Genomic DNA, 14,546 nt, shown 5'->3' with positions numbered 1-14,546 from the left:
GTAGGCGATGTGCGTGGAGCTTGTCGAGTTGCCGCCGCTCGCCCGGGTTCGCCCACCGCCGCAACGTCAGGCCGAATCCTCATCCAGCATACAACGGACCGTGATCTGCAACGTGTCCACGCCGACCGGCTTGCTGAGCATCCGCGTGCCCGCTCCCAGGCTGTCCGCTTCGAGAGCGGCGTAATGCGCGTAGCCGGTCACGAACAGCACCTTCAGCCCGGGGCGAAGCCCGCGCGCAAGGGTCGCCAGATCCCGGCCGGTCATTCCGGGCAGCCCGACGTCGGTGACCAGAAGGTCGATCGCCGCGTCCGACTCCAGGATCTGGACCGCCGACTGGGGGGTGGCCGCTTGCAGGACGTGGTATCCCTGGCCTTCCAGCGCCTCGACCCACAGCATCAGGACGAGGGCCTCATCCTCGACCACCAGGATGGATTCATCGTTGCGGGACGGGTCCTGCGACGGCGCGTCCGCAGCGGGGGCCGAGCTGTCGGCACCGGCTATGCCATCGTGCTGCGGCAGGTACAGACTGACGGTGGTGCCGCGACCGGGCTTCGACCGGATGGCCGCGTGTCCACCCGACTGACGGGCGAAGCCGTAGAGTTGGCTCAGACCGAGGCCGGTGCCCTGGCCGATCGGCTTCGTCGTGAAGAACGGTTCGAACGCCCGCTCCAAGACGGCCGGCGGCATGCCGGTTCCGGAATCGGTGATGCGGAGCAGGACGTACCGGCCTGGAAGGATGTCCCCCTGCGGGTCGGAGACGGTCTCGTCCAGAACGGCGTTGCTCGTCTCGATACGGAGGCTCCCGCCGTCCGGCATGGCGTCGCGGGCGTTGATGGCCAGGTTGAGCAGAGCGCTTTCGACCTGATTGGGATCCGCCCAGGTCCGCCAAAGCCCGTCGGCCAACAGCGTCTCCACTTGGATCGATTCGCCGACGGACCGCTGGAGCAGGCCGCTCATGGCGGTGACCAGGGCGTTCATGTCCAGGCTTTGCGGCGTCAGCGGCTGGCGCCGGGCGAAGGCCAGAAGATGCCGGGTGAGTGCTGCGGCCCGGTCGCCCGCCGTGACGGCCATGGCGACGTGCCGCAGCAGCGGATCGTCGGCACGCAGCATGCTCTGCAGCATGTGCAGGTTGCCGAGCATGACCTGCAGCAGGTTGTTGAAGTCGTGGGCGATCCCGCCGGTGAGCTGGCCGACGGCCTCCATCTTCTGCGCTTGCTGCAAAGCCTCCTCGGCTTTCTGGCGCTCCCGCATTTCGGTCTGCAGGGACCGGGTCCGCTCCGCCACCCGCCGTTCCAACGCGTCGTTGGCCCGCTCGATGTCGTCCAGGAGCGTTCGGGTGCGGTATTGGCGCTGGCGGGTCCGCACCGCCGACTGCGCCGCGCTCTGCAAGACTTCGGCGTGCAGGGGCGGGTCCAGCAGCGTGACGTTGCCGAGCCGCTGGAACTGGGCCCATCGTGCCTTGCTGGCCGAACGGTTGCCGCGCGCCGTGAGCACCAGAACCGGCAGGTCCGACCAGGGCGGCTGCGCCTCCAGGCAGGCGATCAAAGGCTCCATTCCCGCACCCAGCGCGCCTTCGGAGAGGATCAGGGCGGTGACCTCCCTCGCCAAGCCGTCGCACACGGCCGACAGATCGGCACAGACCTGCGTGATCAGGCCCACCTCGTCCAGCACGAGGCGGATGACCTCCGCGTCCCGGCCATGCGGGGCGAGCAGAAGAATCGGGGCGTCCATGGGCTGCCGTCAGCCCGTCCCGCTCTGCCCGCGCAGCAACGGGGCCGCCGACCCGTCATAGCTGGGCACGCCGGTGAGAACGCCCTGGAATTCCAGAAGCTGCGGGCCGACCTGCATGCCGTCGGGGAACAGCCGGAACTCGCGGATCGCCAGTTCGTGAACCCCGGTGCGCTTCTTGACCACCGAGATCGCCTTGCGCACCTCACCCGCCGCCTCGAAAAAGCGCAGCAGCACCACGGTGTCGCTCATGAAGGACAGGTCCACCGGATTCTGGATGTCGCCGACGATCCCCTGCTGGGCCAGGATCAGAATGGTGACGACGCCCTGGTTGTTCAGATAGGTCAGCAGCTCATGCATCTGCAGGATGAGCGCCTTTTCCTCCGGCATGGTGCTGAGGTACGAATTGAGGCTGTCGATCACCACGACGCGCGCCTTCCGGTCCTCCACCTGGCGGCGGACCTGCCAGACGAACTGGCCCGGCGACAGGCGCGACGGGTTCGCACGCTCCCAGCCCAGTTCGCCCTTGCGCACCGCCTCCTCGATGTCGATGCCGAGCGCGGTGCTGCGCAGCGACAGCGTTTCGAAGGACTCGTCGAAGGAGAAATAGGCGGCGTGCTCGCCGCGGCGCACCGCCGCCGCGACATATTGCAGGGCGATGGACGATTTGCCGACGCCCGACGGGCCGACGAGCATCGTCGTCGTGCCGCGCGTCAACCCGCCGCCCATCAGCTCGTCCAGCCCGCTCAGGCTGCTCGACACGGCGGTCGGCTCGAATTCCGTCTTGTGCTCGTCCGCGATCAGGCTCGGGAAGATCAGCACGTTGCCGGGCGTGATGGCGAAATCGTGCCAGCCGCTCTGGTATTCCGAGCCGCGCATCTTGGCGATCCGCAGGCGCCGCCGCGCCGCGCCGTAGGAGCGCTCGATCTGCTCCAGGCTGACCACGCCGTGCATCAGGCTGTGCAGCTCCATGGAACCGGTTTGGCTGGTCAGGTCGTCCAGCGCCAGGGTGGTGCAGTGGCGGCCTTGCAGGAACTGCTTCAGCGCCAGGATCTGCCGCCGGTAGCGAAGCTGGTCCTGGGCGAGCAGCCGCAACTCGGACAGGGAATCGATCACCACGAGGTCCGGCTTCTCGGCCTCGATCCGCTCGGTGATCAGGCGCATGGTTTCGCCCAGTTCGACCTCGGACGGATAGAGCACGCTCTGCTGGCGGTCGAGCTGCGCTTCCAGCGGGACGAGTTCGAAGATCCCGATGTCGTCCAGCGACCAGCCGTGGCTGGCGGCCGAGGCGCGAAGCTCCGTCTCGGTTTCCGACAGGGTCACGTAAAGGCCGCGCCTGCCGTCCCGCAGACCCTTCAACAGGAATTGAAGAGCCATGGTCGTCTTGCCGGTTCCCGGCGCGCCTTCCAGAAGATGAAGCCGCGCGCGCGGCAGGCCGCCCCGCAGAATCAGGTCGAATTCCGGAATTCCGGTCAGGATCTTGTCCGTCTTGGTCGGCTCCGACACCCAGGTCTCCTCTTGGTCTGGCCCGCTGGCGACACCTTGCGCCACGCGTTGCCTTGATGGCGAACGGCCCGAACGCCCGAACGGACGGACAAAGCCGCAGCCTGGAGAACATCCGCCCGTCACGGGCGGGGCTCCGTCACCATCAACCCAATGCCGGTGCTCCTGTTCCTTTGTGCCTTCCGGATGCCGACGGCCGGGGATGCTTGCGCGTCACCGCGGGGTACCGCGATGAGCGGCCGCCGCTCGAACGACGCATCGACCGACCGTGCACCGCCTTTACCGACCCGCCCCCAACACCCGGCGACGCTTGGGGTCCGGACCCAGCGAGCGGATGAAGGGCGGCAGCCCGCCGGCGGAGCGCGTGTTGAAGGCCGCCTTGGGCGTGTCCTCCTCCGCCCTCTCCTCCGCAACCGTCGCCGCGGGGGTGTCCGGCTTGCGGAACCCGCGGGCGATCCACAGGGCGAACGCACCGGACAGCAGAAGCAACAGCGGCGGCACGGCGGCGCCCAGGCCCCAGGGCCACAGAACCTCCGCCCGGCGCGTCCAGCGCTCCGCCCAGAAACGGTCGGCGATCTGCCGCACGCGCTCCTCGCTGAGGTCCGGCGGGGCGGCCAGGCTGGTGCCGTCGGGGAAGTCCGTCCGCGCCACGACGCCCCGCCTCACCCCGTCCTCCACCACCGCCTCGTCGGCGGCGTAATGCTGCGGCAGAAAGGCGTCCCTTGCGTCCGAATAGGCGTAGAGACCGGCGAAAGGGTGGCGCCCGTGCAGATCGGCGGCGGCGAAGGCGGCGACCGCCGTCCCCCACAGCAGGGCGACAGCCAGCCAGCCCCGCCACAGGCCCTTGCTCCAATTCATGTCCCGTCTTCCTCATCCCCAAGGAGGCGGACACGCTAAAGACCCGGCCGGCCGGCGGCCAGGGTCAAAAACCGGCCCTTCGCAATCAGGCTTTCCAGGATCAGGCCGCGGGTTTCAGCAATTCGCGCAGGATGTGTGGAGTGATCGGCTTGTGGACGAGGCGGAAGCCGGCACCGCGGATTTCGGTGATGCGTTCGGGCGCGGTGTCGCCGGTCAGCACGACGGCGGGAATGCGGACGCCGCAGACGCCGTGGATGTCGCGGATCGCCTCAACCCCCGTCCGCCCCTCGCGCAGGCGGTAATCGGCGATGATGAGGTCCGGCAGGCGGCCCAGCCCGTGCAGCAGGTCCACCGCCTCTTCCGCCGAGACCGCGGCCACCACCTCGTAGCCCCACTGCTCCAGCAGGGTGCGCAGGCTGAGCAGCACGATGGCCTCGTCGTCGATGACCACGACCAGCCCTTGCCCGTCGTCGTTGGCCCGGTCCGGCCCGCTGCGGCGCAGGATGGCGCGGGCCCGCACGGAGGGAAGCTCCACCGAGAAGACGCTGCCCCGTCCGGGCTGCGAGCGCAGAGCAATCGTGTGGCCGAGCAATCCGGCCAGCCGTTTTACGATGGCGAGGCCGAGACCCAGGCCCTTGGCGCGGTCGCGCTCCTGGTTGCCGATCTGGAAGAACTCTTCGAAGACGGCCTGCTGCAGGTCCTCCGGCACGCCGACGCCGCTGTCGGCCACCTCGATGCGCAGCGTGCCGTTGCCGCGCCGGCAGCCGACCACGACGCCGCCCCGCTCGGTGTAGCGCAGCGCGTTCTCGATCAGGTTGCGCAGGATGCGTTCCAGCAGCATCGGGTCGGTGCGCGCCCACAGCGAGGTCGGCACGACCCGCAGCCGCAGCCCCTGCCCGTCCGCCTGCGGCCCGTACTCCGCGGCCAGCCGATCGAGCAGCGGCCCGACCGCGCACTCGGTGACGCTGGGCTCCACCGCCCCGGCGTCGAGCCGCGACACGTCGAGAAGACCGTCGAGCAGGAGCTTCAGCGCGTCCAGCGAATGGCCCATGCTGGCCACCAGCTCGTGGCCGGGATGGCCGTGCAGCTTGTCGCCCAGCACCTGCGCGAAGAAGTAGAGCGACTGCACGGGCTGGCGCAGGTCGTGGCTGGCCGCCGCCAGGAACTGGGTCTTCGCCCGCTCCGCCTTCTCCGCGCGGTTCTTCTCCCGCCGGGCCTCGTCCGCCGCGGTCAGGGCGCGCTCCATCGCCTGCTCCGCCGCGTCCTTGGCGGTGAGCAGCGCCTCCTCCGCCGTCCTGCGGGCGGTGATGTCGCGCACGATGCCGGTGAAGCGCACCTCGCCGTCGGCCTTCCATTCGGCGACCGACAGTTCCAGCGGGAACACCGACCCGTCCTTGCGCTGACCCGTCACCTCGCGCCCGATGCCGATGATCCGGCGCTCCCCGGTGCGGTGGTAACGCTTCAAGTATCCGTCGTGCGCGCTGCGGTCGGGATCGGGCATCAGCATGCTGACGTTGCGGCCCATCACCTCCTCCGCGGTGTAGCCGAAGATTCGTTCGGCGGCGCGGTTGAAGCCATGCAGGGTGCCGGCCCGGTCGATGACCACGATGGCGTCCACCGCCGTGTCCACGATGGAACGGTAGCGCGCCTCCGCATGGGCGGCGGATTCGCTGGCACCGACCAGCGCGGCGCTGGCTTCGGCGAGGACGCGGTGAAGCTCGTCGATCTCGCGCACCGGCACACCGCCGTCGTAGCGGATGGCGCGCCCCTCCATCAGGCTGCCGCCGTGGGCGGCCAGTTCGCGGACGGGATGGGCGAGCCGCCGCGCGAAGACCGCCGCCGACGCCAGCGACACGCCCAGCAGGACCAGTCCCAGCCCCAGCGCAAGAACCACCGTGCGGTTCAGCGGGTTGAGCACGGCTTCCGTGGGTGTCGCCGCCACCAGGGTCCAGTCGGCGCGCTGCGCGCGGTGGAAGGCGCCGATGATCTCCACCCCGTCCAGCGTGGCCCCGCGGTAGTTGCCGGTGTCGGCCGTGCCGCGCGCCGCCAGGAACCAATCCGGCACCGCCCGCCCCAGATACTGCGCATGCTCGCGCGAACGCGCGGCGATGCGGTTCCGGCCGTCGATGATTGCGGCGATCAGTCCGGAGCGGGTCTCGAAACCCTCCAGCAGAGTGCTCCAGGTCTGCGGATCGACCACCGCCGACAGGACGTAGCGCAGGCTGCCGTCGCGCAGAACCGGCACCATGACGGCGATCGTCGGGCGCTCCGCCGCCGTCGCGGTCACCAGATCGGACACCGCCGGCTGGCGGGTCGCGATCAGCCGCTGCAGCGCGTCGCGCTGGGGCACGTCCGGCAATGGGGCGCCGAGCCTGACCGCCGTGTTGACGATCTGCCGCCCCGACGGGTCGACCAGCGCGATGTTGGTCCAGGACGGATGCTGCGTCAGCGCCAACGTCGCCCGCTCATAGAAGCCGGCGGAATCGTCGGCGGCCAAAGCGTCCGTGCGGGACAACGCCCGCAGCGCGTCGATGGTCGCCTCCAACTCCCGGTCGACGATCAGGGCCAGCGCCTCCGCCGTATCGGACATGTTGTTCTCGACGGCCTCCCTCTGCTGCTGCACCAGCCAGCCGATGAGCATGCCGCCAAGCAGGAGCATCGGCACCAGCGTCACGAGCACAAGCCTCAGCAGGTACCCATGCAGAGTCATCGGTTGCTGACGGGACACCGTCTTCAGCGGCATGGATGGACAATCCGAAAGGTTCGAGGCACGAACGGATTATCGCATCTTGCTCCGCCCTTTCGTGCTTCGCCACCGGAATCTGAAACGATGGGATAAGGCTGATTATATAGGCGTTACCCTATTGGAATATTGAAGGGTCTGCCAAGCTTTCGCTCCACCCCTTCGACCTCGTCCACAGTCATGCGAGCGCATGACTTCTCTGGTTGAATTTTTCGTATGTGGTCGCTTATTGAAAACTACAAGACGTTGTCCTTCACATACCCTGGTATGAGGAGCGATGGTGGGACGATCCTTTTGGAAGCTCTTTGATGCGGTCGGTGTCGTCTGAGCCCGAGGTTGCACCGGAACCAACTCGACTTGCGGATCGTCCTCAACGGCGAACGCCGGGGTGGGCATCGGGGTGGAAACCGGGGCCGGACGCGCCGGGACCGCCGGCATCGTCGGAGCGACGAGAGCCATGGCCTGCTGACGGCGAGCGGTTTCCGCCTCCTTCTCCTTCTGGCGACGGCGATGGGCAATCTCGCGGACGCGGATCTGCTGCTCCTGGCGCAGGGCCATGGCCAACCGGCGCAGCCCCGCCGTTCCATCGGTCACCGACGTTTGACCGGCGGCGGCGCGGAAGTCGCCGACCGTGGGGAAGCGCCGATAGCCGGACCGGAAGGAGGACCAGACGCCGCGGAAACCGGCGATCCATTCCTCGGCGGGCCAGCCGGCCATCTCGAGAATGTCGGCCTCCAGAACGTCGGCGTCCGGAAGTTCCAGGCCGAAGCGGGCCGCCAGCTTCTCGATGCCGGTCAGCACATTCTCCACGCCGATGGACGGGCAGGCGGTCTCAAGGGCAGCCTCCACCCGCTCGGCCAGCGCCCCGATCTCCTCCGGCGCGCAGTCCGCGATCTCGAAACGCAGGTCGGCGCGCTCAAGTCGGGCGAGCGAGGCGATCGCGCAGGGCAGAGAGGACGCCGGCGTTGCGGGCAGCCACGCCATGTCCGGCGTCTGCGGGGCGACGCTGACGGGAAGGCTCGGACGGTTGGCGATCAGGGCTGTGACGGTCATTCTGGTCGCTCCGGTTGGAGGGGCGGCGGGAAACGGTTGCAAAGGGAACCACGGTGCCATCGGGCGTTTCGTCGGCTGGCGCCGTTGCGGGGGCGACCAGTTCGCGGGCCACCCATTTGCGCCAGGCGCCGGAGGGGTCGGCGGGGCTGTAGCCGTTGCGGGCATTGGCCTTGCGGCACCAGGACACGAACTTGCGGGTCACCGTGGCCGGATCGACCTCCGGGCGGGTTTCCGCGGCCCAGGCCAGATCGGCGGCGTCCGGCTGCCAGTCTTCGGCGAGGGCGTCCCGGTTCCTGATGCCTGAAGGCCCAACCGATCCCCCCGCCCGGAAGGAGGAGGAGTTTTGAGATTCAGGATTCAGGGGATTCCCAGTCCTTAGGAGTCCGTCAGCCGGCTGACCGGTGGCGTCGGCCGGCCGACCGGAAGAGTCGGTGTGCTGCGCGCCCGCCAGGGCATAGACCATCCCGCGGAAACCGCGTTCACGGCGGGCTTCCACCAGGGACAGGTCCGGCGCCTGCAGCTTCGTCAGAACGGCGGACAGCCAGGGGCGGCTCTTGCCGAGTTCGGCGGCCAGCTCGTCCTGGACCAGGCCGGCGCAGACGCCGGCGGAATCCGCACGCGCGTAAAGGCCGGACAGCACCGCGATTTCCGCGGCTCCCACGCCAGGCGCAGCAATCCATCGCCGGTACAAGGTCGTGTACGGGGTCATTGTCTTCCCATGATCCAGCGCTTCGATCCCGGCGGAAGACAAAGCGGGAGCGTCAGTGGAATCCGCGATTCCACTTGGTTTTCCGGACCTACCCTGGCATCATGAAGTCGCCAAACCGCTGATGCGGGGTCCGGTTCTCCCGGTCTTCCATCGGTTTTCGACACTTCGGTGTGCACGAGGGCACAGGTCGCCAAACCTGTGCCCTTTGTGTTTCCGGAGGTCGTGTCCTCCGTTACGTCATCGTCGCCTCCTTCGGCGTGTCGCGGCTGTTTGGTGCCGCCGGCTAAAAATCCTGGTCCAAAAGCTATCGGTTCGGGCTTCGGTGAGCCCGTTACGCAAGATGTTGTCGTGGCCCCGACAGGCTGTCCACGATTCAAATGCGTGCGTCGGAATCGCTCCGGTTGCGTCGATGCGGGGGACTGAAGTCAGTGGAATCAAGGCGTTGAGCCCTGCGGGGCGGTGGCGGACCATGGCTGGGTGTCGTCGTTCTGCCGAGAAACCGTGTGGAAAACGTCGCCGTTCTGCCGAAAGATTCCGGCGCACGGGGGAGCGCGTCGGAGCGTCGGAGTCCGTCGGATGTCGCCGTTCTGCCGAATAATCTGGGCTGTGGCCCCTCGGTGACTCCGGGAATCGGCCGAGAATCGGACTCCGACTCGCGCAACCGAGTGTCGCCGTTCTGCCAATGTGCTCCCCCCGCGGCTACCCCCGGCCCCTGAGGAGTCCGGAAAGAGTCAGGGAATCCAAGCCTTTCAGCGCCGTTTTGTGGCTTGTCTGGAGTCCGGACCGTCAGAACGCGGACGCTTTTGGCAGGGAGAGCCTCCGGCGGGGCACAGCGTCCGGGGGAACTGGCAGAACGGCGACATTCGTCCGTACGGTCACAGCGTCGTTTCCGGCCGGTGAGGAATCTTTCGGCAGAATGGCGACGTTTGCGCCTGCGCTGTGGAACATGCGGGGCGTATCGGGAATCAATACCGTAACCGCCAGCGGCGGGGCCGGGGAGATTGGGTGCATGGACGACCACAAGACCGACCAGGAAAACGCCGAACTGCTGGACCGCCCGGTTCAGCTGGCGCTGCGGCTGGATTCGCCGTTGCGCGGCGACGTGAACAACGACCGGGCCCTGATGGCCTATTCGCTGTTCGGCCTGTCGAAGGACAAGGTGGAAAGCCTTCCCACCTACGACGACGGCAAGGTGAAGATCGAGGTGCGCGCCCCGCGCGACGTCGGCGTTGCGACGATCTGGGACAAGTCGGTGCTGATCTACGCCGTCTCGCTGCTGCGCGAGAAGATGGCGGAGGGCAAGATGGGGCCGGAGGTGGGGAAGCTGCACTTCACCACCAGCGACCTTCAGCGCATCGTCGGCAAGACCGCCGGGGGCAGCGCCTACGACAAGATCGAAGGGGCTCTGGAGCGGCTTCAGGGCACCCAGATCAAGACCAACCTGGAGGCCGGGGGCGAGGGCGAAAGCGGCGCCTTCTCCTGGATCTCGGACTACAAGCTGCTGTACCGCCGCGGCAAGAAGGACGGCGAGCGGCAGGTGCGCGGCCTGACCCTGGTCCTGTCGAACTGGGTGGTGCGCGCGGCGCTGGGCAACAACCTGCTGACCTATTCGGAAGACTACTTCGCGCTGAAGCCCATCGAGAAGCGGCTCTACGAGATCGCCCGCGCCCATCTGGGCCACGGCAACGCCTTCTGGATGGCGCTGGAGCCACTGCGCAAGCGGGTCGGCTCCGACAACGACCTGCGCAAGTTCAAGAACGCGCTCGGCCCGGTGCTCCAGGCCGACCGCATTCCCGGCTACGGCGTGCGCATCGTCGAAACCGCGGAGTACAAGGAGCTGATGACGGCGCGCGGCGCCACCATCGCCCGCGTGCTGAACGCCGACCTGCCGGTCATCTTCTGGCGCAAGGACGCCGGAGAGCCGGAAAGCTGGATCGACATTCCCAGGGTCGAGTTCGACGAGGTGGTCTGAGTGCCCTCCCCTTCCCTACTCATCGAGCAGCCGATCGCGGAAGGTGCGGGCGGCGTGGCTCAACCCGCGCTCGCGGTGGCGCAGCAGGCGGAAGGGACGCTCGGGCAGCGGAAAGGGAACGCGGTGCAGGTGGCCGGCCGCCAGCGCGCCGCGGGCCACCAGATCTGACAGGGCGGTGGCCCCCGCCCCGGCCATGACCGCGGACAGCACCGCTTCGTTCGAGGGCAGTTCCAGCGCCACCGGCAACTCCTCCGGCGCCCTGCCCTGCCCGCGCAACGCCTCCTCGAATTCGGAGCGGGTTCCCGACCCCGTCTCCCGCAAGACCCAGCGGGAGCGGTGCAATTCCTCCGCCGGCAGGTCGCTCCGCCCGCGCCAGGGGTGATGGTTGCCCACCAGCAGGAGCAGGCGGTCGCCGGGCAGCCGGTCCTGGTCGAGCAGCGGGTCCGTCACCTCCCCTTCCACCAACCCCAGATCGGCGGCGCCGTCCAACACCGCCTTGGCGACCTGGGCGGTGTTGGCGGCCTTCACGGTGACGTCGACGTCCGGATAGCGCTGGTGGAACGCCACAAGCCGTTCGGGCAGCCAATAGCCGGTGATCGTCTGGCTGGCGTGGATGGCGATGCGCCCGCGCTTCAGCGCCGACAGGTCGGCCAGCATGCGCTCCGCCGCTTCGGCGCGGGCGAGCACCGCGACGGCCTCGCCCAGGAACAGGCGCCCGGCCTCCGTCAGCTCGATGCGGCGGCCCACCCGGTCGAACAGGCGGACGGCGTGCCGCGCCTCCAGGCTGGAGACGGCGGCGCTGACCGCGGACTGCGTCAGGTTCAGGGCGGCGGCGGCCCGCGTCACATGCTGCTGCGTGGCCACCGCCACGAAGATGCGGAGCTGTTCGAGAGTCATCCGGTCCCCTGGCCCTTTCGAACGTTCGGTTCTATCGAATGATTCGTCAATTATAATCCGTTGGAACGAATGGTCCAGAGGGAGCAGCGTCCCGGCATGGAAATCGAGGACGTCATGCCGCACCACGCTGTTTCATCGCCTCGCCCGACCCTGGGCGCCCTGTTGCCGGGGATTCTGCTCTGCTCCGGCGTGAGCGGCGCGGCACTGGCCCTGCAAAACCTGGAGGTGCGGGTCTTCGGACAGGCTTGGTTGGAGGCGCTGGTCCTGGCGATCCTGCTCGGGGTGGCCCTGCGCAGCGTCTGGGCACCGGGGCGGCGCTGGAAGGCGGGGACGGACTTCAGCGCCAAGACCCTGCTGGAGGTCGCGGTGCTGCTGCTCGGCGCCTCCATCGACCCGGAAACGATCCTGGCCGCCGGGCCGGGGCTGGTGGCGGGCATCGCCGGGGTGGTCGCCCTGGCCCTGGCGGTCAGCTACGGCATCGGGCGCCTGCTGGGACTGCCGCCGCGCATGGCGGTGCTGGTCGCCTGCGGCAACTCCATCTGCGGCAACTCGGCCATCGCGGCGACGGCGCCGGTGATCGGAGCGCACGGCGACGATGTCGCCGCGGCCATCGCCTTCACGGCGGTGCTGGGCGTTCTGGTGGTGCTCGGCCTGCCGTTGCTGGTGCCGCTGCTCGGCCTCACCCCCATGCAGTACGGCGTGTTCGCCGGGCTGACCGTCTACGCGGTGCCGCAGATCCTGGCGGCGACGGCGCCGGTCGGCGCGCTGAGCGTCCAGGTCGGGACCTTGGTAAAGCTGCTGCGCGTGCTGATGCTGGGACCGGTGGTGGTGGCGCTGGCCCTGATGGCGAAGCCGGAAGGAGGCGCGCCGGAGCATGCCAAGATTCGCCCCCCGCTGCGCCGGCTGGTGCCCTGGTTCATCCTCGGCTTCCTGGGGCTGGCCGGGCTGCGGGCGGCGGGGCTGATCCCGGACGCCGCCCTGGCGGCCAGCCAGACCGCGGCGGGCGTCCTGACGGTGCTGTCGATGGCCGCCTTGGGGCTCGGGGTGGATGTGCGGATGCTGTCGCGGGCCGGGCTGCGCGTCACCGCGGCGGTGGTGCTGTCGCTGGCGGCGCTGGGCGCCATCGGGCTGGGTCTGATCCGCCTGCTGGGAATCATGTGAGCGTGGAGGACGGAGCGTCGGGGTGGCAGCGCTTGCAGGGGCGGAAGCCCGCCGCCACCGCCGCCGCGGCGTTCGGGTGGAACGCGACGTTTTCCCGTTTGGCCCGTCGCGATGGGCAGGACGGCCGGCAATAGACGCCGGTGGTGCGCACCGCGTAGACGAAGCGCCCGTCACCATCCCGCTCCCGGCGCGTCACCGCGCTCCACATCGCGTCCTCGTCCATGGCGTCCTCCCGATCCTGAAGCCGGGATCGTCGCGGATGCCGCGACGGAGGGCCACCCGTTTCCTGCGCCACGCAAAAGGCGGCTGGCAAAAAAGACGGCCGGCAGAGGTCTGCCGGCCGCGAGGTTCGGGGAGGGAGGGACGCGAAGCGGGGGAGCCTTACTTCTGGATGCCGATGACCTGCTGCTGGGCCTTGTTGCCGATGCCGGCGGAAAGGTTGGAGACGGTGCCGAGGTTCTGGTTGAACGGGGCGCCCGGCGCGCCGAACTGCATGGCCTTGACCTGCTGCTGGGCGGTGTTGCCGATGCCGACCGCGCTGTTGCTGACGGTGCCGGCGTTGCTGTTGAAGCCGCCCAGAGCGAAGGGCGCCTTCACCCCGCCGCCCATCCCGCCACCGGTCTGCAGGCCGAAGACCTGCTGCTTGGCCTTGTTGCCGACCCCGGCGGCGAGGTTGGAGACGTTGCCCAGGTTGGAGGCGGTGCCGAAGGGCCCGGCCAGCCCGCCGCCGGCTTGAACGCCCATCACCTGCTGCTGCGCCTTGTTCTGGATGCCCGCGGCGGTGTTGGAGATGACGCCCAGGTTGCTGGCGCTGCCGAGCGGGATGCCGCCGGTCATCAGGTCGCCGGCGAAGGCCGGGGCGGAGCAGAGCAGGACGGCGGCGGCGGCGATCAGGGTGGTGCGGCGCATGGTGTGGTTTCCTTCCGGTGTCTGGGGAGTTGGCTTCTGGGGGGTGTCTGCCGGTTCCGTCTGCGTCGGGGCCCGGCCTGTTCGATGAGCAGACACTACGCCCCGCCGCCCTCCCCCGCTGTGGCCTGCGCCACACTGTGAGACAGCTTTTCCGAAAGGCTCTTTCTTCCGCCCGAACCGTTGAGGCACGGGGGATTTCCTGTACGATCCCCCGACGCCTTTTCCGGCACCCGCCCCTGTTCCGTGCGGGGCCACCACAACGATGCGAGACGGCGCAATGCTTCAGACACCCGACCGGCTGGACCCGGAGGTCGTGATCTTCGATTTCGACGGCGTCATCATCGACTCCGTGCCCACCAAGAACGGCGGCTTCGCCATCCTCTACGGCATCGACGATGCGGAGACCGAGGAGCGGATGCGCCAGACGATCTGGCGCAACGGCGGCCTCAGCCGCTTCAAGATGCTGGCGATCCTGGAGCGGGAGATGTTCGGGCGCGACCCCGGCCCGGCGGAGATCGACGATCTGGCCCGCCGCTACGCCGAGATCGTCGATCCGCGCGTTCCCGACTGCGCGCTGATCGCCGGCGCGGAGAAGGTGCTGGACCGGCTGGACGGCACGCCCTGCCACCTCGTCTCGGGCACGCCGCACGAGGTGCTGATGGGCACCGTGCGCGCCAAGGGGCTGGAGCGGCATTTCCGCAGCATCACCGGCTCCCCCAACGTGAAGGCGGAGGTCTTCGCGCGCATCGTCGCCGAGGGTGGGCACGACCCGGCGCGGGCGCTCGCCATCGGCGATTCCCTGACCGAGCTGGAGGCCGCCCGCAAGGCCGGCACGGGCTTCGTCGGCGTGGTGTCGGAAGGGCTTCCGAACCCTTTCCCGCCCGACGTTACGGTGGTCGGCGACCTGCACGGGCTCGCTCACCGACTCTGAGCGGCGGAATTGCGGTAAAAGGTCGCATCGGGGTATTGTTTATGGGGCCAACAATCCATAAATGATTATGGCATCCTATGAC

At 68.8% G+C, this 14,546-nt stretch carries 12 protein-coding genes; 3 read left to right on the top strand and 9 right to left on the bottom strand.

What is annotated here, in order from left to right:
* Positions 1 to 66 precede the first annotated feature (66 nt).
* From DS837_RS22805 to DS837_RS22785, 6 genes are all read right to left on the bottom strand, one after another.
* Positions 67 to 1,731, bottom strand: a complete 1,665-nt coding sequence (locus DS837_RS22805) for an ATP-binding protein (RefSeq protein WP_149166834.1) — start codon at positions 1,729 to 1,731, stop codon at positions 67 to 69.
* Between the two features lie 9 nt (positions 1,732 to 1,740).
* Positions 1,741 to 3,234: an ATPase domain-containing protein gene (locus DS837_RS22800; RefSeq protein WP_149166833.1), complete on the bottom strand. Its 1,494-nt coding sequence runs from the start codon at positions 3,232 to 3,234 to the stop codon at positions 1,741 to 1,743.
* A gap of 276 nt (positions 3,235 to 3,510) precedes the next feature.
* Positions 3,511 to 4,089 (bottom strand): hypothetical protein, encoded by a 579-nt coding sequence (locus tag DS837_RS22795; RefSeq protein WP_149166832.1) that lies wholly within the window; start codon positions 4,087 to 4,089, stop codon positions 3,511 to 3,513.
* A gap of 100 nt (positions 4,090 to 4,189) precedes the next feature.
* Entirely contained in the window at positions 4,190 to 6,832 is a 2,643-nt protein-coding gene (locus DS837_RS22790) for a PAS domain S-box protein (protein WP_149166831.1), read from the bottom strand.
* A gap of 102 nt (positions 6,833 to 6,934) precedes the next feature.
* Positions 6,935 to 7,816, bottom strand: coding sequence for a sensor histidine kinase family protein (locus DS837_RS32830; RefSeq protein WP_425599271.1), 882 nt, complete (start codon positions 7,814 to 7,816; stop codon positions 6,935 to 6,937).
* Positions 7,749 to 8,594 carry a hypothetical protein gene (locus tag DS837_RS22785; RefSeq protein WP_149166830.1) on the bottom strand — a complete coding sequence of 282 codons (846 nt, stop codon included), beginning with the start codon at positions 8,592 to 8,594 and terminating at the stop codon, positions 7,749 to 7,751. Before DS837_RS22785 ends, DS837_RS32830 begins: the two co-directional genes overlap by 68 nt.
* Before the next feature lie 1,009 nt (positions 8,595 to 9,603).
* On the opposite strand from DS837_RS22785, the gene DS837_RS22780 reads away from it, so the two are divergent.
* Complete coding sequence (locus tag DS837_RS22780; protein ID WP_145626265.1) at positions 9,604 to 10,566, top strand: replication initiator protein A; 963 nt, start codon at positions 9,604 to 9,606, stop codon at positions 10,564 to 10,566.
* A 15-nt stretch (positions 10,567 to 10,581) separates the two neighbouring features.
* Here DS837_RS22780 and DS837_RS22775 read toward each other — a convergent pair whose 3' ends face one another.
* Positions 10,582 to 11,463, bottom strand: a complete 882-nt coding sequence (locus tag DS837_RS22775; protein ID WP_149166829.1) for a LysR family transcriptional regulator — start codon at positions 11,461 to 11,463, stop codon at positions 10,582 to 10,584.
* Between the two features lie 96 nt (positions 11,464 to 11,559).
* On the opposite strand from DS837_RS22775, the gene DS837_RS22770 reads away from it, so the two are divergent.
* Positions 11,560 to 12,624 carry a YeiH family protein gene (locus tag DS837_RS22770; RefSeq protein WP_425599270.1) on the top strand — a complete coding sequence of 355 codons (1,065 nt, stop codon included), beginning with the start codon at positions 11,560 to 11,562 and terminating at the stop codon, positions 12,622 to 12,624.
* Here DS837_RS22770 and DS837_RS32825 read toward each other — a convergent pair.
* Positions 12,617 to 12,847 (bottom strand): Ada metal-binding domain-containing protein, encoded by a 231-nt coding sequence (locus DS837_RS32825; RefSeq protein WP_345772126.1) that lies wholly within the window; start codon positions 12,845 to 12,847, stop codon positions 12,617 to 12,619. The genes DS837_RS22770 and DS837_RS32825 overlap by 8 nt on opposite strands.
* Positions 12,848 to 13,005: 158 nt before the next feature.
* On the bottom strand, positions 13,006 to 13,533 hold the full coding sequence (locus DS837_RS32820) for a hypothetical protein (protein ID WP_247890081.1): 528 nt from the start codon (positions 13,531 to 13,533) through the stop codon (positions 13,006 to 13,008).
* Positions 13,534 to 13,810: 277 nt separating this feature from the next.
* Between DS837_RS32820 and DS837_RS22760 the strand changes: the two genes are divergently transcribed.
* A complete protein-coding gene (locus DS837_RS22760; RefSeq protein WP_149166828.1) occupies positions 13,811 to 14,464 on the top strand; it encodes an HAD family hydrolase in 654 nt (217 codons plus the stop codon).
* Positions 14,465 to 14,546: the final 82 nt, after the last annotated feature.

The sequence above is a fragment of the Azospirillum brasilense genome (assembly GCF_008365405.1).
In the GTDB taxonomy this organism is placed as follows: Bacteria; Pseudomonadota; Alphaproteobacteria; order Azospirillales; family Azospirillaceae; genus Azospirillum; species Azospirillum brasilense_D.
This window is presented reverse-complemented; position numbering and strand designations above follow the sequence as displayed.